17 protein-coding genes are annotated in these 20160 nt (G+C 58.7%); 2 read left to right on the top strand and 15 right to left on the bottom strand.

All coding sequences use genetic code 11. The annotated features are described in order from the left end of the window. Positions 1-9: 9 nt before the first annotated feature. The 6 genes from SMD27_RS08090 to SMD27_RS08065 all read right to left on the bottom strand — a co-directional run bounded on the left by SMD27_RS08090 (position 10) and on the right by SMD27_RS08065 (position 7121). Complete coding sequence (locus SMD27_RS08090; RefSeq protein WP_320507861.1) at positions 10-882, bottom strand: UPF0280 family protein; 873 nt, start codon at positions 880-882, stop codon at positions 10-12. Continuing rightward, a complete protein-coding gene (locus tag SMD27_RS08085; protein WP_320507860.1) occupies positions 879-2417 on the bottom strand; it encodes a 6-hydroxynicotinate reductase in 1539 nt (512 codons plus the stop codon). Before SMD27_RS08085 ends, SMD27_RS08090 begins: the two co-directional genes overlap by 4 nt. Then, on the bottom strand, positions 2414-5161 hold the full coding sequence (locus tag SMD27_RS08080; protein WP_320507859.1) for a molybdopterin-dependent oxidoreductase: 2748 nt from the start codon (positions 5159-5161) through the stop codon (positions 2414-2416). Before SMD27_RS08080 ends, SMD27_RS08085 begins: the two co-directional genes overlap by 4 nt. Beyond that, the gene (locus SMD27_RS08075) at positions 5158-6003 is read right to left on the bottom strand and encodes an FAD binding domain-containing protein (protein WP_320507858.1); all 846 of its coding nucleotides are present in this window, start codon (positions 6001-6003) and stop codon (positions 5158-5160) included. Before SMD27_RS08075 ends, SMD27_RS08080 begins: the two co-directional genes overlap by 4 nt. Next, positions 6000-6470 carry a MarR family winged helix-turn-helix transcriptional regulator gene (locus tag SMD27_RS08070; protein ID WP_320507857.1) on the bottom strand — a complete coding sequence of 157 codons (471 nt, stop codon included), beginning with the start codon at positions 6468-6470 and terminating at the stop codon, positions 6000-6002. Before SMD27_RS08070 ends, SMD27_RS08075 begins: the two co-directional genes overlap by 4 nt. Before the next feature lie 129 nt (positions 6471-6599). Further along, complete coding sequence (locus tag SMD27_RS08065; protein ID WP_320507856.1) at positions 6600-7121, bottom strand: gluconokinase; 522 nt, start codon at positions 7119-7121, stop codon at positions 6600-6602. Between the two features lie 211 nt (positions 7122-7332). Between SMD27_RS08065 and gntR the strand changes: the two genes are divergently transcribed. Further along, positions 7333-8361: an HTH-type transcriptional regulator GntR gene (gntR, locus tag SMD27_RS08060; protein ID WP_452094321.1), complete on the top strand. Its 1029-nt coding sequence runs from the start codon at positions 7333-7335 to the stop codon at positions 8359-8361. A gap of 63 nt (positions 8362-8424) precedes the next feature. Here gntR and SMD27_RS08055 read toward each other — a convergent pair whose 3' ends face one another. The 5 genes from SMD27_RS08055 to SMD27_RS08035 form a co-directional block, all read right to left on the bottom strand. Next, a complete protein-coding gene (locus SMD27_RS08055) occupies positions 8425-8985 on the bottom strand; it encodes a hypothetical protein (protein WP_320507854.1) in 561 nt (186 codons plus the stop codon). 11 nt (positions 8986-8996) lie between these two features. Continuing rightward, a complete protein-coding gene (locus tag SMD27_RS08050) occupies positions 8997-9449 on the bottom strand; it encodes a hypothetical protein (RefSeq protein ID WP_320507853.1) in 453 nt (150 codons plus the stop codon). A 249-nt stretch (positions 9450-9698) separates the two neighbouring features. After that, positions 9699-11138, bottom strand: a complete 1440-nt coding sequence (gene adeC / locus SMD27_RS08045) for an AdeC/AdeK/OprM family multidrug efflux complex outer membrane factor (RefSeq protein WP_320507852.1) — start codon at positions 11136-11138, stop codon at positions 9699-9701. Positions 11139-11142: 4 nt separating this feature from the next. Then, complete coding sequence (locus tag SMD27_RS08040) at positions 11143-14298, bottom strand: efflux RND transporter permease subunit (protein ID WP_320507851.1); 3156 nt, start codon at positions 14296-14298, stop codon at positions 11143-11145. A 25-nt stretch (positions 14299-14323) separates the two neighbouring features. Next, positions 14324-15550 (bottom strand): efflux RND transporter periplasmic adaptor subunit, encoded by a 1227-nt coding sequence (locus SMD27_RS08035; RefSeq protein ID WP_320507850.1) that lies wholly within the window; start codon positions 15548-15550, stop codon positions 14324-14326. Between the two features lie 190 nt (positions 15551-15740). Here SMD27_RS08035 and SMD27_RS08030 point away from each other — a divergent pair, with 190 nt between their 5' ends. Beyond that, on the top strand, positions 15741-16346 hold the full coding sequence (locus SMD27_RS08030; protein ID WP_320507849.1) for a TetR/AcrR family transcriptional regulator: 606 nt from the start codon (positions 15741-15743) through the stop codon (positions 16344-16346). A 5-nt stretch (positions 16347-16351) separates the two neighbouring features. On the opposite strand, the gene SMD27_RS08025 is transcribed toward SMD27_RS08030, so the two are convergent. The 4 genes from SMD27_RS08025 to SMD27_RS08010 are packed head-to-tail and all read right to left on the bottom strand — an operon-like array spanning position 16352 to position 20100. After that, a complete protein-coding gene (locus tag SMD27_RS08025) occupies positions 16352-17329 on the bottom strand; it encodes an HlyD family secretion protein (protein WP_320507848.1) in 978 nt (325 codons plus the stop codon). An 18-nt stretch (positions 17330-17347) separates the two neighbouring features. Further along, the gene (locus tag SMD27_RS08020) at positions 17348-17545 is read right to left on the bottom strand and encodes a DUF1656 domain-containing protein (RefSeq protein ID WP_320507847.1); all 198 of its coding nucleotides are present in this window, start codon (positions 17543-17545) and stop codon (positions 17348-17350) included. Further along, positions 17542-19635 carry an FUSC family protein gene (locus SMD27_RS08015; RefSeq protein WP_320507846.1) on the bottom strand — a complete coding sequence of 698 codons (2094 nt, stop codon included), beginning with the start codon at positions 19633-19635 and terminating at the stop codon, positions 17542-17544. The genes SMD27_RS08020 and SMD27_RS08015 overlap by 4 nt, the downstream gene beginning before the upstream one ends. Next, entirely contained in the window at positions 19636-20100 is a 465-nt protein-coding gene (locus SMD27_RS08010) for a MarR family winged helix-turn-helix transcriptional regulator (RefSeq protein ID WP_320507845.1), read from the bottom strand. It abuts the gene before it with no gap. Between the last annotated feature and the right edge of the window lie 60 nt (positions 20101-20160).

Below are 20160 nucleotides of genomic sequence, written 5' to 3'. Positions count from 1 at the left end.
TATCATCTCCTACGCTGCCGAGAGGAGCTGCTGCTCCGCGCCGCAGATTTTCAACTGGCCTTGCAATGTCAGCACCGCCGCCTCAATCAGTCCACGTTGGCGCAATTCCTCTGCCAGCACCAGGCCGCGGGCCAAAGCCGCCTCGATCTCCACGTCGCCTAACGGGGGCACTTTCATAGTGACAAGCCGCGCACCGAGATCGCTGTCGGGATCCTGCGCCGATGCCGGCTGGCGATCAATAGAAGGATGGGCCGGCAAATCGACTGCATTGGCAATCATCGACGCGGCCGCATCGGCGGCGGCGGCATTTATCGCCAAAACGGTCACACTGTCGGCAATGCCGAAGGAGAAGCTGCGGCCGCCATTTCCTTTCGTCGCGGCGCCCGAGGTTGCGAGGCCGCCAACACCCCACTCGGAGGTGATGTGCATCTTGCCGAACAGTCTCGGCAGCGCCAAGTCAGCAACGAGGCCGCAATCGAAAAATTCGCCCGGCGTCAAATGAATGGCGATATCGCCGCCATTGTTGACATAGGCTTTGCGAAGCCGACGACCTGCCAATAGCGCCGCCAGGACATGATCGGCAACGGCACCGGCAACGGCGGCCATCGGGGTGATGAAATCGGCCCGGTATGGCCAGCAAGCCTCTAGCATATGTTGCGCGACAGGATCGCGAAGTGTCGGCTTCGACGATCCAATAGCCTGCCGCAGCACCGGCAATTCGGCGACGAGGCTATGCAAGACATGCTGGAAGCAAGCCGCGGCTTGTCCGTAAGCGGTTCCAACTTCCGCAGGCTCACCCCAAGCTTCGATGACGAGATCGATCGGGCCGTGCTGCAGATGCAAGCGGCGGCCATCCGGCAGCATGGCACAATGGATAGTCATGACGCATCGCCCTCCAAAAAAGGTCGGAGTGGCCAAGGCTGGTCATTTTCCCAAGCAATGGATTTGACAGAAGCAGTCTCGCCGATCTCTGTAATCGACCGGACTTGCCCTATATGCCCGCCCATCGCTTCGTAATCTGCGCGCCGCATGGTGAACTCGATCGGTGCGACAAGAGCGGGCGTCGGTACATAGCCGAACGAATTTTCCGGCATGGTGGCAACATCGACCATGATGGTGATGCCACCGCCCGGCCAGACATAGACCGGCGCACCGCCGGCGGTCACCCGGGTCAAAGCATCGCGGACGGATCGGGTCAATCTGATCGGATTTTCCGTCACCCCAGCCCGCAAGCTGCCGCCGGCGCCCCCCATGAAAAGCACCGTGCACAGGGCAGGTTCGCAGTTCTCGCCGATCCGCTCGACCACTTTGGCAATTGCAGCCGGGATCCCCGCAGGTTTTGGCACCAATTGATCGTCGAGGATGAAATAAGCGTGATGCTCGCCGGTGGTCGACACCATCAGCAAGCGCAGGCCGGGCCAGGCGGTTTCAGCCGAAATCTTTTCGATGATAGCCAGCGGATTCTCGATATCCGTGCCGCCCCAGCCGGTTCCGGGATTGGCGACCTGGAAGTAGCGGCCGGGCGTCGATTTCCGGCCGCGCACGCGAATTCCGGCAGGCTTCATCTCGAGGAAGCGCCCCGCCTGATGTTCGCTCAAAACCCCGGTGATATGGTCGTCCACCACGATCACCTCGTCGACATGGTCGCGCCATTGCTGGGCAAAAATCCCGATCGTGGCCGAACCGCATCCCACCCGCATCCGATGTTCTTCGATGCCATCGATCACCGGTGGCTTTCCGGCGTGCACCCGCAAGGTCGCACCGCCATCGATTGTCATATCGACGGCACCTTTGTTGCAGAGCGTCAGCAAAGCATCGCAGGTGACTGTGCCCTCCTTCTTGCTGCCGCCGGTCAAATGGCGGACACCACCCAAGGCCAGCATTTGGGAACCGTATTCGGCCGTGGTGACATGGCCGATCTGTTCCCCGTTTAGCCGCACCGCCGCCTGTTCCGGACCGATATAGCGGTCGGTATCGATCTTCACCTTGACGCCGCAATAGCTGAAGATGCCCTCGGTGACCACGGTGATCATATCGACACCGTCAACCTGCGAGGACACGATGAAGGGTGCGGGCTTGTAATCCGGATAAGTCGTTCCCGCTCCGATGCCGGTGACAAAGGTTTCCGCGCCAGGGACCAGACGGCCATCCCATTCCTTATTCAGGAAAGGGACCATGCCGGTATTATCGGCGCTCAGACGCTGCGCCACGACCATCGCATCCATACGGGTCAGCTTGCCCTCTACATTGCCATATCGGTCGCAGGCACCGGTCTTTCCTGCCCGGATACGGCACAGGACCGGACAAGCATCGCAGGTGATGATGGTATCGGCCGATGCCGCCTTCGCTTCGGCCAGGGCCCGTTCGCTTGGTGCATCCGTCGATCCACGCGGATCGGGAGTCTCGGAACTGGTCATTCGGCCGCCTCGCGTTTCCCGGCGCGCAAGGCTGCCCGCAACCGATCGGGTGTCGCCGGCACCCGGGTCATGCGTGCACCTGTCGCATGCCGTATGGCGTTTAAAATCGCTGGCGCCGTCGGCACCAATGCCGGCTCGCCGATCCCTTTGGCACCGAAAGGCCCCAAGGGCTCTTCATCCTCGATAATATACGTGTCGATGGGCGGCACATCGCCAATCGTCGGGATGAGATAATCGTGCAGATTTTCCGTCCGACCGGGAATGTATTCTTCCATCAAGGCGAGGCCGAGCCCTTGCGCGACACCGCCATGCAGCTGGCCTTCCACCTGTGTCGGATTGATCGCCCTGCCCACATCGGCCGCAGCGGCAATACGCAGAACCTTCGTGGTACCCAGTTCGACATCCACCTCGACCAGGGCGAGCTGAGCGGAGAAGCTGTAAGTCGCATAGGGAATGCCCTGTCCATCGGCATCCAGCGTTGTCGTCGGCGGATCGAACCGGCCCTCACCCACCAGCACATCGCCTTTGTCGCCAGCCTCGGGCAGCCGGGCAAGATCGATCATCCGTTCCGTGACACCATCGCTGACCCGCAGTGTGTCGCCCTCGAGCGCAAGCCGCCCCCCGTCGCCCACATTGGCAAGACGCAGGATCTGGTGGCGCAGATCGTCGGCGGCCAGGCGCAAGGCCGCGCCCGAAACAAAAGTCTGGCGCGACGCCGAGGTCTTGCCCGCATCCGGCGTGAGATCGGTATCGCCCGTTACCAGATCGATCACCGATAGCGGCACACCCAGGGCATCGGCGCAGATCTGCATCATGATCGTGTTTGAACCCTGGCCGATATCCAGCGCACCACTGTAAAGCGTGACGCGTCCGTCACGCTTCAAACCGATCCGCATGATCGAGGGATTGGGCAATGAGGTATTGCCGATGCCGTACCAACCGCAACCGACGCCGACACCGCGTCGCAGGGCGCCCGACCTTTTATTGAAGTCGGCGACTTCCGACCGCATTCGTTGCCAATGAGGCCGCAATGCATCGAGACAGGCGCGCAGTCCGACGCTGGCTTCGAGACGCTGCCCGCTGGCTGTTAGCGAGCCTTTGTCCAAAGCATTCTGATAGCGGAATTCGAAGGGGCAAAGATTTAGCTTCTCGGCGAGATCGTCGAGCATGGTTTCCAGCGCGATCGCCGCCTGCGGCACGCCGAATCCGCGGAAGGCACCGGCCGGTGTATCATTGGTATAGATCGCGCGCGTTGTACAATAGACCGCCGGCACCTGATAAGGGCCCATGGCGTGAACCGGCACGCGATTGGCGACCGTCGGCCCCCAGGAAGCATAAGCGCCTGTATTGTAATCGCCATGGAAGCGCACCGCCGACAGCCGGCCCTCCTTGGTTGCCGCAACAGTAATGGCGATCGAGGCAGGATGCCGCTTGGTGGTGGAGGCCATCGATTCAGGACGCGAATAAGTGCAGCGCACCGGCCGGTTCAACAACCAGGCCGCCACGGCGATCATCGGCTGCAGCGACAAATCGAGCTTGCCGCCGAAACCGCCGCCGACCGCACTGGGAATGATGCGGATTTGCTCCTGCCGCAAACCCATGATGAGGGCGACCTCATCCCGATCCATGTAAGGGGTTTGCGTCGTGGCGAAGATTTCCAGCCGATCACCAACGCGCCGGGCAAAGCCCGCCTCCGGCTCGATATAGGCGTGTTCGACGAAGGAGGTCTGGAAAGTGTCCGAAAGGCTTATATCGGCTTGCGTGATAGCGGCATCGACATTGCCTCTCGCCAGCCGGCCTTCAATCAGGACATTGCCCTTTGCCGTTTCGTGCAACTGCGCAGCGCCACGGGATAAAGCTGCGTCCACTCCTTGCAACGGCGGCAAGATTTCCCATTCAACGGGAAGCTCATCGTCCCGGATCGCGGCAAGTGCCTCGCCATCGCCAACCAGGGCGCAAATCGCTTCGCCGCGGAAACGTACATAACCTTCCGCGAAAACCGGTTGATCCTTGCCGGTGGGATAGATGCCGAAAAGATTTTGTCCGGGAATATCCGCGGCCGTCAGTATTTTTACCAGACCGGGATGGGCCGCAAATAACGGCGCAAAATTGCCAAAAATGAAGCGCGCATGGTGATGCGGCGACCGGACGGCACGCAAAGCCAGGCTGTCTGCAGGCCAGCTATCGGCCCCATAGCGCTCAGTGCCGGTAATCTTGGCCACACCATCGACCTTCGGCAGTCTTGAACCCACAACGGCATTTCCATGCGGCGGGATTGCCGCTTTCTTGCCCAGCGACAGCACGGCATCGACAATCTTGCGATATCCAGTGCAGCGGCACAGGACGCCGCCCAAGGCATCAAGCACGTCCTCTTCCGTTGGCGACGGTGACTGCGCCAGTAGGTCGGACGCGGCCATCAGCATGCCAGGCGTACAGATCCCGCACTGTGCCGCGCCGTGATCCTGGAAGGCCTGCTGCAATTGACTGAGCTGGCCCTTGGCAGCCAACCCTTCAACCGTGACGACCGCATGCCCCGCCACCTGCCCCACTGGAATGAGGCAGGCACAGCTTTGCCGACCATCCACCAAGACGGTGCATGCTCCGCAATCGCCGGCATTGCAGCCGACCTTGGTGCCGGTCAGGTGGAGGTCTTCCCGCAGGACATCGGACAGGCGCCGCAACGGATCGACTGTGACCTCAGCCGGCTTATCATTGACCGTAAAACGAATGGATTGCTGGGTCATCGGCTAAGTTCCATCAGGCTGCGCTGCAGCAGGGTGATGACGGCGTCGTGACGATATTCTGCAGTGCCCCGCACATCGTCGATCGGCGCAAGGGGTGCCAGATGCCGCTCATCCACCACATCGGCCAAGGACGTCTCAAGCTGCCGCCCAATGAGATCCTGCTCCAGCAAAGGCAGACGCTGGGCCACCGGCGAGCATGCACCGACGGCGATACGGGCAGTCACGATGCGTAAGTCGTCGGATAGCTCAAGAACCGCTCCCACCATGACGATGGAGATCACCAGATACTTCCGAGCGCCCAACTTCAGGAAGGTCGAACGTGCCGGGCGGCCTGAATCGGGGACAAGTAAAGCCGTGACCAATTCATCGTCACGCCGCAACGTCCGCCGGTTGCCTTCGAGAAAATCGGCAATCGGCAAGATCCGCTTGCCTTGCAGTGACATCAACTCCACCTGGGCATTCAAGGCGAGCAGGTTTGGGATGCCATCGGCAGCCGGTGAAGCATTGCAAAGATTGCCGCAAATCGTGGCGCGATTCTGGATTTGCACGCCGCCAACTTCCCGCGCCGCATGCTTCAGCCCCTCGAAGCGTGCCGGCAGCCTATTGTCGGCCATCAGATCGGACCAGGTTGCCTGCAGGGACAGCCGCCACTGCCCGTCGGTGTAACTAATCTTTTCCTGGCCAATGATGGCACTGATATCGAGGACATTCTCGTCCAAGGCCTTGCCCAGCCGCGCCGGATAGAAATCCGTACCGCCTGCCAGGACTGACCAGGAATTCTCACTCAGCGCGGCGAGCGCCTCCTGCAAATTGGTTGGCCGGAAATAGAGTGACGGCTTCATTCATCCTCTCCCGTCGCCAGTTTGCTCAATAATCGCTGCAGGTCCTTCCGTTCAGCCGAAGACAGGTGCGCCAGGGTACGATCTGTCGCTTCCCGCGCCATCGGCAAAGCTGAGGCAACAAGCTCTTGTCCCTTTTCTGTCAGCGTCAGCCGTGTCGAGCGGGGATCAACGGGATCGGGACTGCGATTCACGAGGCCGCGCTGAATGAGCCTTTGGACCACGCCCAGAATCGTCGCGGGATCCATGGCGGTCAGCCGACCCAGGCGGTTCTGCGAAACGGCAACTTCGTCCTGGATTTTGACCAGAGCCGAAAACTGCTGAGGCGTCAAAGACAGCTCAGCCATGCAGTCGGCAAAAATCGATACATGGCGCTGATGCGCGCGACGCAGCACAAAGCCGATTTGCGATTCGAGTTCGTACAGTACGGCCGCGTCGGCAGCTCGACGAGATGTCGCCTTGGGTGACACGAATTTCTCCCAGATGGTTCGAAATGAACCAGCCGCCCGTTTACCGGACGTACTATTTGTATACGAACAGTAGCATGATGCCGGGCTGCGTCAAGCCGGTTCCAGGTGACGGTACGACCTGGGCTTGTGTCACGTTAATTGCCGCAATTTCGATAGAATATGCTCGGCAATGATTTCGGGCGTCCCCGAAATATCGACAGTTACCGTGCGCTCTTCCCCTGTAGGGGCTTCCAGATCGGCGAACTGGCTGTCCAGCAATTCGGGCGGCATGAAATGACCCGCCCGGTGAGCCAGGCGCGATTGGATCAGCTTTTTGCTGCCCTGCAGATAGATGAAGCAAACTTCCGGCCGGCCCGCTGCCAAGCTTTCGCGGTAACTGCCCTTGAGCGCGGAGCAGGTAATGATGCCGGCCTGATCTTCCTGTCGCCAAGTGTCAATAACCTGCGCGATCGCTGCAAGCCACGGACGGCGGTCCTCATCATCAAGCGGAATGCGATGGCGCATCTTTTCGATATTCGCCGCTGGATGGAGATCATCTCCTTCCCGCATCTCCCAGCCAAGCGCCTTGCTCAGCAATCGGGCGATGGTCGATTTGCCGGAGCCAGAGACACCCATGACGACAAGGATCATTTTTGGAATGTTATTTTCCATCTCGCCTCTCGACCCTGCCTTGCCTCAGCCAATGCATTAACACATTGGCCTCCTATTCGCTTATAACCCACCGGTCGCGGCCACCGCTCGCCCCAATGTTTCCGGTGAAATTACGGATATTGCCAAAGTAGCAAACTGTTATCGCTAACATAAACTAGCTGTAGAACTGATTCTATGGCTATGCCTGTCACATCCTTTTGACTGCGGGGCAATGATGCGTTCCAGAAAGCCACGATCGTCCAGTACTGGTCGTACCACCATGGCCGATATCGCTCGCTTGGCCGGCGTCAGCACCATTACGGTTTCCCGTGCTTTCAAAAAGCCGGATCTGGTGACGGAAGAATTGCGGACACGCATCTTCACCCATGCGGAGAAACTGGGTTACGTGCCTAACCGTGTCGCCAGCGCGCTCGCGGGCGCCCCATCAATGAATGTCGTCGTCCTTATTCCTTCAATGACCAATATGGTATTCGTGGAAATGCTGGCCGGCATCCACGATGTCCTGCATCCCCGCGGCTATCAAATGCTGATCGGCGTCACCCGCTATTCACCGCTGGAGGAAGAGCGCCTGCTGCAAACTTATCTGGAATTTTTGCCCGATGGGTTGCTGCTAACCGGGATCGATCATCTGCCAAGCACTTGGAACCGTCTTGAAGCCCTACGGCAGCCGACCGTTCACATGATGGAAACGACGGATCGCCCCGGCTGCTATTGCGTCGGCTTCTCGCAATTCGATGGTGGTTACGCCATGGCCCGGCATTTGCTGGATCAGGGATATCGGCGTATCGCTTTCGTTGCGGCGCAGCTTGACCCGCGTACGCTGGCACGTGCTGATGGCTATCGGCAAGCGCTACGAGACGCCGATCTTTACGACCCCAGACGCGAATTGCTGGTGCCGGAACCGTCATCGATCAGCATGGGCGCCAATCTCCTGGATCAATTGCTGGCAGAAGCACCCGATTGCGACGCCATTTTCTTTTGCAATGACGATCTGGCGCAAGGGGCTCTCTTTCAATGCCAGCGCAGAAAAATCGAAGTGCCCAAGCAACTTGCCATTGCCGGCTTCAATGATCTGCCGGCTTCGGGCTGGACCTTGCCGTCGCTGACGACAATTGCAACACCACGCTATCAGGTGGGTCGGCAGTCGGCGAATTTGCTGCTGACCCTGCTGGAAGGCAAGCAGCCGACCGTGCCGACATATGATCTCGGCTTTTCTCTGGTGACGCGCGAAAGCACCTGACCGTCGACCGACTTTCAGGTTTGCAACACATGGCCGCCAGCTGGGCCGGCAAGAGGAAAGCATCTACGGCAGCTCGTATGTCAAAGCCGGGAGATAAAGGATACCTGATTGGAGGTCGACCGCCGATGCCTGCGTGCCTCTGGCCCGTGCATCAGCAAACTCGCTCCGGATGATTACCTTTCCACCGCCCTTGATATTTTTCAGCGGACCCGAGCCACCGACGAGGGTGAAATTGCCCGAGCAACCCACCATGAAGACCCCTTTGCAATCGAGCTTGGCCGTCACCTCGGCGCCATCCTTGACCATCAGGGTACAATCTGCGGAGCCGCTTTGGGTTCTATCCTCCTGGTTGACCTGGAGAATGGCTTTGCAGGTCATTTTTCCGGCCGATACAGGCCCCTTCTCCGTATCGACATAAAGCGGACCGGCAATCACATTCTTATAGATGCTTTGGGTCGTCGCGGAATCCGGCAGTTTTCCTTGGGCATGCCAAACGGAGAAGGCACGAATTGTCTGCGTGGTTTTCGCCCATGCATCACCGCTGATCGTAACCCACCCAAATGCGACAATAGCCGCGATCGAAACGGTAACGGCACGAAAGCTGCGATGGAGGACGGCATACATCGGAGGCTCCATCAATCGAAATCGATGTAAACGGCATCACCGCCAAGCGACAGAGCCAGGCCTTGGCGCTTGGTTTTGAGTTGCAAAACGACCCCGCTGGCATTTTTTAGCCAGAGATCGCCGGAACCGGCCTCGCCCGCAGCGTAACCATACCGTCCCTGAATGTAAGCGCCCTTGAAATCGGAGAGCCGGTGCAGGTCATAGACCGTGCCGATCGCTTCCATTTTGGAAATGCCGAACCCGCCGATTCCCAATCCGCCGATCGTGAAGGAATATGAATTGTCCTGATAATGCAGGGTCCCGCCCCCGAGATTGCCGCTGCCAATGAAGGCGATTTGCACTTGGGATATTTCGACCGTGCCGGATGGCGTCGGATCTTCGGCATCGGCCGGAAGGGCGTGAACCAGACCCAGCCCACACAACGACAGCAGCAGCCTGCGGCGGCTCGAGTGCCGGATCTGCAACCTTCGACACCTGTTCATCCGTCCCCCCTAAATCAAGTCTGATTCAGAAACCGGTCTTCAGGATAAATCGAAAGGATTCGTTCTAATGGGGATTCATTCTCGTTTCAGCCGAGAATGATCGCTTCGGTGTATCTCGGTTTTCCGCAGCATTTGCAGCGGATACGCCATTCGACTATCAGACCAATCTCAGGCTCGTGTCAAGGAAGCCAATAAAGGCCGAAACCGACTGTGGAAGGCCGGTACCTCGCTTCAGCTCGCGGGCTCGGCACCCGTCTTCTGCCAGCCGCCACCCAATACCTTGTAAAGCGTGACCAGGTTGGTCTGCTTGGCCAGACGCACATTGATCAGATCTTGCTCGGCACTATACATCGAGCGTTGCGAATCGAGCACGTTCAGATAATTCTCGACACCTTTCCGATACCGCGCATCCGAGAGCCGATAACTATCCTCCGTCGCTTCCACGAGTGATCTCTGCGCATCGAGCTGATCGTCGAGTGTCCCATAATCCGCCAAAGCATCCGCAACCTCGCGGAAAGCGGTCTGGATAGCCTTGTCATACTGGGCGACAGAGATATCGCGGTCGGCTTTGGCGGCATCGAGACTGGCCTGGTTTCTGCCGAAATCGAAAATCGGCAAAACGATATCGGGCGCAAAGGCCCAGCCGCCCGTCCCGGCCTTGAACAAAGTGGAGAGCGCATCGCTCACGCTGCCGCTGGTTGCCGTTAGCGTGATCTTCGGGAAGAAGGCTGCGCGCGCGGCGCCGATATTGGCATTCGCGCCCTTCAACTGGTGCTCGGCTTCTAGAATGTCCGGACGACGCAGCAACACTTCCGACGGAATACCGGGTTCGATATCCTGCATGGCCGTCATCGTCGCGATAGGTTCCGTTGGCAACAGATTGTCGGGAACAGTCGTTCCGACCAGCAGCGCCAGCGCATTCCGGTCCTGCGCCACGATCGCGCTGAATCTGGCGATATCAACCCGTGCGGTATCCACGCTGGTCTGCGCCTGCCGCAGATCCAGAGCAGAAGCCACGCCGATCTCAAAACTGCGCTGGGTGATCTTGTAGGATTGCTGCTGGCTCGCAAGCGTATCCTGCGCCAGCTTCAGCAGATCCTGATCCGCCGCCAGCGTCAGATAGGCCGTCGCGATATCGGAAACCAGCGTGATCTGTGTCGCCCGGCGCGCTTCCTCCGTCGCGAAGAAATCTTCGAGCGCTTGGTCGTTCAGGCTGCGAATACGTCCGAAGAGATCAAGTTCATAGCCACTGACGCCGGCACCGACGCTATATATGTGCGAGGTCTCCGATTGACCTGTCACGGAGGTCCGGCGTGACGCATGTTCGATATCGGCGCTCGCTTCCGCATTGATCGTCGGCAGGAGGTCCGCACGCTGGATGCGATAGAGCGCCCGCGCTCTTTCGATGTTGAGCACGGCAACGCGCAAATCGCGGTTGTTGGCAATGCCGCGTTCGATCAGCTGTCGCAAGCGCGGATCGAGGAAGAACTCGCTCCAGCCTATATCGGCAACCGCCACCGTCTTGTCGGTTTTCGCGACTTCGCGATAAGCCGGGCCGCTGGGCCAAGCATCGGGCGCCGCCATCTCAGGGCGCTGATAATCCGGTTGCAGATTGATGCAGCCGGTCAGCATGATAGCCGTCAATGCGAGAGAGATACCTGTACGGATCATCTACTTACCCTTCCGCATTGACACCGTCGGTCGATGGCTGGCCAGATTGCGCCACAGCATGCTTACCTTTGAAGACGTGCCGAACCAGGACAAAGAACAATGGCACGAAGAAAATGCCGAGCACGGTGGCCGAGATCATGCCGCCCATCACCCCGGTGCCGATCGCATTCTGGCTGCCCGAACCAGCACCAGAACTGATCGCCAAGGGCAAGACGCCGAGGATGAAGGCCAACGAGGTCATCAGGATCGGCCGCAAGCGCATGCGGACGGCTTCCAACGTCGATTCAATCAGCCCCTTACCCTGCTCCTGCAATTCCTTGGCAAATTCCACGATCAGAATCGCATTCTTTGCCGATAGACCGATCGTGGTCAGCAGGCCGACCTGGAAATAGACGTCATTAGACAGTCCCCGCAAGCTCGCCGCGCCCAGCGCACCGAGCACACCCAGCGGGACAACCAACATGACGGCGAATGGAATCGACCAGCTTTCATAGAGTGCCGCCAGGCAAAGGAAGACCACCAGCAGCGAGATGGCGTAGAGGGCCGGCGCCTGAGATCCGGACAGGCGTTCCTGATAGGAGAGCCCGGTCCACTCATAGCCGATGCCAGGTGGCAATTTGGCGGCGATCTCTTCCACCGCCTTCATCGCCTCACCGGAGCTGCGGCCCGGCGCCGGCTGGCCAAGGATTTCTACAGCAGGCAGACCGTTATAGCGCTCCAGCCGTGGAGAACCATAGTTCCACTTCACCTGGGCGAAAGCGGAGAATGGCACCATCTCGCCACCGGCATTGCGGACATACCATTTGTTCAGGTCTTCCGGCGACATACGGGCCGGTGCATCCGCCTGGACATAGACTTTCTTGACGCGCCCCTTGTCGATGAAATCGTTGACATAGGAACTGCCCCAGGCAGTCGAGAGCGTATCGTTGATCTCCGCAATCGTCAGGCCCAAGGCTGTCGCCTTGGCCTGGTCGATATTGATCTCGAATTGCGGCGTATCGTCCTGTCCATTCGGACGTACCGCCATGAGCACCGGGTTCTGCGCCGCCATGCCCAGGAATTGGTTACGTGCCGCAATCAAGGCCTCATGGCCGACACCGGCGCGATCCTGCAGGAAAAAGTCGAAGCCTGTTGCGTTGCCGAGTTCCAGGACCGCCGGCGGCGCGAAGGCGAAGACCATTGCCTCGCGGATCTGCGCGAACGCGCCCATCGCCTTGGCGGCAACTGCGGAGACTTTCAAATCAGGCCGCTGCCGCTCACTCCAATCCCGCATGTTCATGAAGGCGATGCCGTTATTCTGTCCGCTGCCGCCGAAGCTGAACCCGGCGACAGTGAAAACTTGGGCAACAGCTTCCTTCTGGTCGGTGAGGAAATGGTGCTCGACTTTTTTCAGGACATCGACTGTCCGCTCCTGCGTCGCACCGACCGGAAGCTGGATTTGCGCGAAAAGAATGCCTTGGTCCTCATCCGGCAGGAAAGCCGTCGGCAGACGCCAGAACAGGAACGCCATGCCGATAAGGATGGCGGCATAGATGATGAGATATCTCGCACCGCGCCTTACAATACGGCCGACCAGACCTTGATATCCGGCACTGGTGCGATCGAATGAGCGATTGAACCAGCCGAAGAATCCCCGCTTGACCACATGGTGCCCCTTGGCGATCGGCTTCAGCATGGTGGCGCAAAGTGCTGGCGTCAGCACCATGGCAACCACGACGGAGAGCACCATGGCCGAAACGATGGTGATCGAGAACTGGCGATAGATGACCCCCGTGGACCCACCGAAAAAGGCCATCGGAACGAAGACCGCCGACAGCACCAGGGCAATACCGATCAATGCGCCGGTGATCTGATTCATGGATTTTCGCGTCGCTTCCTTCGGCGAGAGACCTTCCTCGCTCATGACGCGCTCGACGTTTTCCACCACGACGATGGCGTCATCGACCAGCAGGCCGATTGCCAACACCACACCGAACAAGGTCAGGGTATTGATGGAATAGCCGCAGATCGCCAGGACACCGAATGTCCCCAACAGGACGATCGGCACGGCGATCGTCGGGATTAGCGTCGCTCGGAGGTTCTGGAGGAAGAGATACATGACCAGGAAGACCAGGACGATGGCTTCCACCAAGGTCTTCACCACTTCCTCGATCGAAATCTTGACGAAGGGCGTCGTATCGTAAGGTACGTCGGCTTTCATCCCGGCGGGGAAGAATTGCGCCAGTTCCTGGACCTTCGCCTTGACCGCGTCGGCGGTCGCCAGAGCATTGGCGCCGCTCGCCAGCTTGATCGCGAGACCCGTCGCCGGTTTGCCGTTGAACCGCGAGACAGTATCGTAGCTCTCGCTGCCAAGCTCGACCCGCGCCACGTCGCGCAACCGGACCGTCGACCCGTCGGTATTTGTGCGCAACAGAATCTCTTCGAACTGTTGCGGCGTCTGCAAGCGGCTCTGCGCCGTAATCGTTGCGTTGAGTTGTTGCCCCTTGATCGAGGGCGCACCGCCTAATTGGCCGGCAGAGACCTGAGCATTCTGCGCCAGAATGGCCGCCTTCACATCGCCTGGCGTGATCTTGTAATTAGTGAGCTTGTTCGGATCCAGCCAGATGCGCATGGCATATTGCGCACCAAATAGCGTGACGTCGCCGACGCCATCGACACGCGCGATGACATCCTCAACATTGGCCGCAACATAGTCCGACAAGTCAGACTGGGTCAGACTTCCATCCGGCGAGTAAAAGGCAAAAACCAGAACGAAGTTCGTTGCAGATTTTTCAACCTGCAGCCCTTGCTGCTGCACTTCCTGCGGCAAGAGCGGCAAGGCGAGCTGCAGTTTGTTCTGCACCTGAACCTGGGCGATATCGGGGTTCGTGCCTGCATCGAAGGTCAAGGTGATCGTCGCCTGCCCCACGGCGTCGCTGGTCGACGCCATGTAACGCAGGTGATCGATACCCTTCATCTTCTGTTCGATCACCTGGGTAACGGTGTCTTCCAGCGTTTTTGCGGAAGCACCGGGATATGTCGCGGTGACGGCAACCGCCGGTGGCGCGATCTCGGGATATTGCGAGATCGGCAGCGTCCGGATAGCTAAGGCGCCGGCCAACATGATCACGATGGCGATCACCCAGGCAAAGATCGGCCGATCGATGAAAAATCGCGACATGATCCGTCGTCCTTACGAAATAATGTTATTGCGGCTGGCTTGCTGGCTGTTGGCCGGCAGCTTCTGACGACGGAGACAGATCGACCGGCTTCACCGGAGCGCCGGGACGGATATGCTGTAGGCCGTCCACAATCAGCTGGTCACCCGGCTTCAGGCCTTCGCTCACCAGCCATTTATCGCCGACGGTCCGCTCGGTCTTCAGCTCACGCTGGCCTGCCGTGCCATTGGCATCGACCACCATGGCAATGGGATTGCCCTTTGGATCGCGGCTGACGGCCTGTTGTGGCACGAGGATCGCCTGATCGTTGACTCCTTCCTCCAGAACGGCGCGGACATACATGCCCGGCAGCAATTCATGATGTGGATTAGGGAAGACGGCCCGCAGGGTAATGCTGCCCGTGGTCTGGTCGACCGTGATGTCGGAGAATTGCAGACTGCCTTCCTGATCGTAGCTCGACCCGTCTTCCAGCACGAGCTTGACCTTGGCCTGATTGGCGGCGGCACTGCGGAGGCGACCGCTGGCAAGGTCACGCCGCAGGCGCAAGACATCGGCGGTAGATTGCGTCACGTCGACATAGATCGGGTCAAGCTGTTGCACCCGTGCAAGCGCTTCCGCCTGCCCCGCCGTGACCAGTGCGCCTGGCGTGAAAACCGATTTGCCAATGCGGCCGGAAATCGGCGCGGTGACCTTCGTGTAATTCAAATTGATGCGTGCGGTTTCCAGCGCCGCTTTATCGGCTTCAATTTCCGCTTCCGCGGCCGCCAGAGAGGCAGTTGCATCATCGTAATCCTGTTTACTGACAGCATCGATGCCCACAAGTTCTTTATAGCGCTGCGCCTTCAACCGGATCGAGGTGACATTTGCCTTGGCTTTGGCAAGCGCGGCCTTCGCATTGTCATAGGCGGCCTGATAGGTCGCCGGATCGATCTGATAGAGCACTTGGCCCGCCTTGACGTCGCTCCCCTCTTCAAAGAGGCGCTTCAGCACGATGCCGCCAACCTGCGGCCGCACTTCAGAGATCATGTAAGCCGCGGTGCGCCCAGGCAGTTCGGTGGTCAACGCCACTTTCTCCGCCTGGACGGTGACTACTCCGACTTGCGCTGGTGGGGGTGCCGCGCCTTCCTGGGCCGCCTCCGCATTAGGTTTTTCGCAGGCCGATAAAGTCACCGCCGCGCCTAAAAGCAAGGCAAGCGCCAAGCAGCCGGTAACGCTCCGCATCGAAACGGATCCGGCTTTTTCTTTGACCTGCATGACCAACTCCCGCATTGCCAATCTCGCCGCCAGCCGTCTCGCTGCAGCGCTAGGGCATTAATTCCATATCCAAAACGACTCGCCTAGAATGAACGATCGTTCTAGATTGAGGGTTCATTCTAAATTGGACGAAAAGCTCGTCAAGGATTAATTTATGTCCCTTAACCCTTCTCACGATCGGAGTAATGGCTTGGCAAGCAGTTCATCGGCAGAAGTCGGGCGCAGCGAAACGCGCCGACAGCAGGTCCTGGAAGCGGCCCTGGCCTGTTTCCGGCAGCACGGATTTCACGGTGCCAGCATGTCGGAGATTTCTAAAACGGCCGGCATGAGCGTCGGGCACATTTATCATTATTTCGAAAATAAAGAAGCGATCATCGGCGCTATCGTAGAGCAGGATATTTCGGATATCGCCACGATCTTCGAGGAAATCAGCCGTGAAGACGATATCCTGACAGCCATGATGGCGCGCGCCGATCACGGCGTCGAATGCCACACCGACCCTGATGCTGCCGCCCTCTTCCACGAAATCATGGCGGAAGCGGCCCGCAATCCCAAAGTTGCCGCGATCGTGCGCCGCGCCGACGAGATCAAGCGGCAGGCCATAATGGACCTCATGCGCAAGGGGCGCGCCGCCCGCGGCCTGCCGATCTCCACTGAAGACCTGGACGGCCGCATGGAAATCCTGGCCGCCATATTCGAAGGCTTGTCGGCGAGGATCATTCGCAATCCCGCCATGAACCGGCCGGCGACGTTGCTGGTCCTGAAAGGGCTCATGGAACGGCTGTTGAAGGAGTAAGCTGTTTATTTCGCGGATGACGCGGCCATTGCGCTCGTCGTCGATGTCGCCGGAAAATGCGTGAGATAGCTGAGCAGGCTTTTCGCCGCATCTTTCATGTCCCCGGGCAGATCCTTTTCTGCTGTTCCAATGCTGATCGTGCAGGTCATGCCCATCGCCAATTCAACGCCCGGCGGCACCTGGTCAATATGAATTCGGACCGGAAAGCGCTGCGCCAATCGGACCCAGGTAAAAACCGGATCGACATTGGCGAGGCCTTCATTACCGCTGCTGCCGTTCTTATCGGTAATGCCGCGCGCAAAACTGTCGACATGGCCCGCTATCAAGCCGTCGAATCCCATCAGTTTGATTTGTGCCTTATCCGCCAAATGGATCTGAGACAATTTCGTTTCCTCAAAATAGCCGGCGATCCAGAATGAATCGCTATCGACCACGGAAACAGTCGCTGCTCCTGCCGTGGCAAAATCGCCGCGGCGCAGGAGTAGATTCGTCACGTAACCATTGACCGGCGACCGGATCACGCTGCGATCCAGATTGACCTTGGCAATGTCAACCTCGGCCAGCGCCTCGTTGTAATCCGCAGCCGCCGCGGCAGCGCCGCCTCGGAAATGCTCCTTCTCTTCAGATGAGGCTGCAAGATCGGTGAGCTTCGCCCGGCGCGCCGACTGCATCTGCAGCACCTGCATGTTCTGTTTGCGGCTTTCCGCTGTCGCCTGAGCCTGGGCAAGTGCCAGCCGGAAACGGACCGGATCGATGACATACAGAACATCGCCCTTGTGAACGAACTGATTGTCGGCGACTTTGAGATCGATCACGGTGCCGGAAACTTCCGGCGCGATCGTGACGACATCCGCCCGGACGGTGCCGTCGCGAGTCCAAGGGCTGACCATGTAATGGCGCCACAATGCGAGACTAAGAACACCCGCCACCAGCAGCATTGCCAGGGTCACGGTCACACGAAATAATCTACTTACGATAAACATGTCTGAAGCGATCCACGCTTACGGAAAAGACAAAACCAAAAGGGAAAGAATCGAGACAAAGAGCGCGATCTCGAAAAGCCCCGGATGCCAGACCAGGCGCCAGAAGCCGACAATCGTCAGCAGCCAGCGGCAGAGCAGGAACAGCACGCCTGCGGCTACGCCATAGGCAACGATAGGTGCGATATAGACGCCGGCAATATTGAGTTCCGTCATCATATGGCTGCCTCGCGGCGCCACTTTGAAGCCGCAAAAAAATCGCCATTTTGCGAAATCAAATCCGCACATTCGCGCAAAGAACCTATCGCCCGCAACAGGCGGCCATTCTCGTTCTGTTGCACCGGAGATTCCCGTACGAAGAAATATAGTCGGTCGGCAGCTTGTGAAAGAGCGGCACCCGCAGCCTTGGGTTGCCGCTCTACGTTTCGGACCGCCCGGAATGCGCGACGCAGCTTCTGATGCGTTTCCTCATCCAAAGCCAGATCGGCAAGCAAAGAGCGCGCACGTGCCATCTCCCGACCAATTCGGACGGTCGCAAAACCACCATTGATCAGTTTCTGCCGGCGGCGATCGCTCAACGGCAACCGCATGCCGATCGATGCCAACCGATCCTGTGCTAGATACTCCCATCGCCAGAGCCGCGATGCATTAGAGTTGCCGGCAGTCTGTGCAAGGCTTCTGCGCATCTCCCCGGCAACCTTCAAAGCCGAGCGCCAGTGATTTTGCGGAAACACCACCCGGAAGATCGGCACCACACAGGCCGCGCCAAAGACAAAGGCGAACGAGCTGTTGAGGAATGCCGACATATCGAATTCCATCGGATTGCGGGGCGCGAGAAACGTCATGAAAAATATCAGAAAGCCGGTCGCGGCCATGGCTGTGCTCGGCCGTGTCTGGTAATAGCCACCAACCAGGATGAAGGGGCTGATGGTAAGCGCTAATAACGGAAATCCGGTAATCTGGGTCATCAAGCCAAACATGCAAACAAAGGCTACGATCGCGGCGATAAACGCACCGTTGAACATAGCGGTCGCATCGGCCTGCTGCCGGTCGCTGGCCGCGAGCAGCGTGCAAAAAGGAATGGTAACACTGAAAAGCTCGCTGCCATTGGGCCAAGCGGTATAAATCCAGATAGCTCCGAGCAGAAGAACGGCCAACATGCCGCGAAAACCGTTAATGAGCGCTGTCAGCCAGTCGAGATGATATGGCAAGCGGATATCGATCGGCTTTGCACTCTTATCTTCATAGGCTTGCAGGTTCTCCCCAAGTATCACAGCTTGATCCAACAGGTCGTCAAGGCGGTTGAGAACGATCATCGCGTCGAATGCCTTTTCGTTGTTCACGAGAAGGTCATTCGATTGAAAGGCCGTGCATCCTTCACGCAAGCTGGCGATTTGATGTTTCCAATGACGATCGGGTTGGTCCTGATCGGCGGCAAATGCGGAAAAAAGCTTGCAGCTTCGATCAAAGAGATCGCGCAGAATTACAGTCAGCTCCGGTACTGGATGCGCCTCTTCATCAGGTACCGCCGGCGCATCCTGCATGACGCGCCGAACCGCTGAGGATTGATGCAGGGAGGACGCTGCAGCGATCAAGCCGAACAAGGCAGCAATCGCTCGCCGCATATAGCCGGATTTGGCGGCAACCGCTGCCGATTCGGCAGAGGCGGCATAGAGCGCGGTATCGAGCGCTTGTACTTTTTGCGCTATATCCCGACGATAGGTAGCGAAAACATCGTCCGACGTGTTTGACATCGCCAAGCGAACGAGGCCGGCAACACCACGGACGGCATCGCGCAGTTTCCCCGGGAGATCGGCATTCCCTGCATTCGGCAGCAAGATAATCGTGACAACCGCTGAGCAGACAACGCCGATTGTCACCACGGCGATACGCGCCATCGCTAGGTCGAATATTTGCAGCGGCTGGTCCACGGCCCCCAAGGCGACAAGCGTCACCGTATATCCAGCCAGTACCGCGCCATAAGCCCGGAACCGCCGCATCAGGGAAGAAATCGCCGTAAAGATCCCAACCCAGAGGCTGGCTCCGAGGATGAACAGTTCCGGCGTTTGAGCAAATAATGCGACCAGCGCAATAGAGGCGATCGCGCCGACCAGGGTGCCGAGAAAGCGGTAGACGGATTTGGCGAGAACCATTCCATGTATCGGGCTGGCAACCACGAGAACAGTGGTTGCTGCCGAATACGGGCTCTCCAGCTGCAAGGCATAAGCAACGTACAGTGCGACGATCACCGCAACTGTTGTGCTAACGGCATGCGACCAGCCGAATCCGAGCGGACGCAGCAACGACATCTAGGCCCTGCCATTGACCTTAGCCGCTTCCAAGGCAGCTTCGAAGCGGTCGAAAATATCGTGGCACAAGGCCAGCTCCGCATCGGAAATGCCACGCATCAGCCGGCTGAGCACTTTGCTGGAGATTTCGGCCGTCTGCCGGTAGATTTTCTGGCCCTCCGCCGTCATGCGGATGATCTTGCAGCGGCGGTCATGGGGATCTTCCATGCGTTCTACAAGCCCGTTTGCTTCCAGGTTATCCAGCAACGGAACAAGAGAAGGGCCTTCGATCATCAAGGCTTCGGCAAGATCCTTTTGCCGCAATCCGTCGCCTAACCGTCCCAGATGGAAAAGCGGCCTCCATGTGGCGTCGGTCAGGCCCAACGCCCGCAATTCTTCATCAATGGCGCGACGCAGCCCCTGCCCCAATCGGTTCAAGCGGCCGCCGAATTCCAACTGTCGTTTCTTGCGATCGGAGATTGCCATTTTAGAAGATCCATTAGTTAGGCTCCTATTTAATACCGACCTATTAGTTCCAGTTGAACC

Source organism: Dongia soli (assembly GCF_034044715.1).
GTDB lineage: Bacteria > Pseudomonadota > Alphaproteobacteria > Dongiales > Dongiaceae > Dongia_B > Dongia_B soli.
Note: the sequence above shows the minus strand (reverse complement) of the source record. Positions and strands in the feature narration are given on the sequence as shown.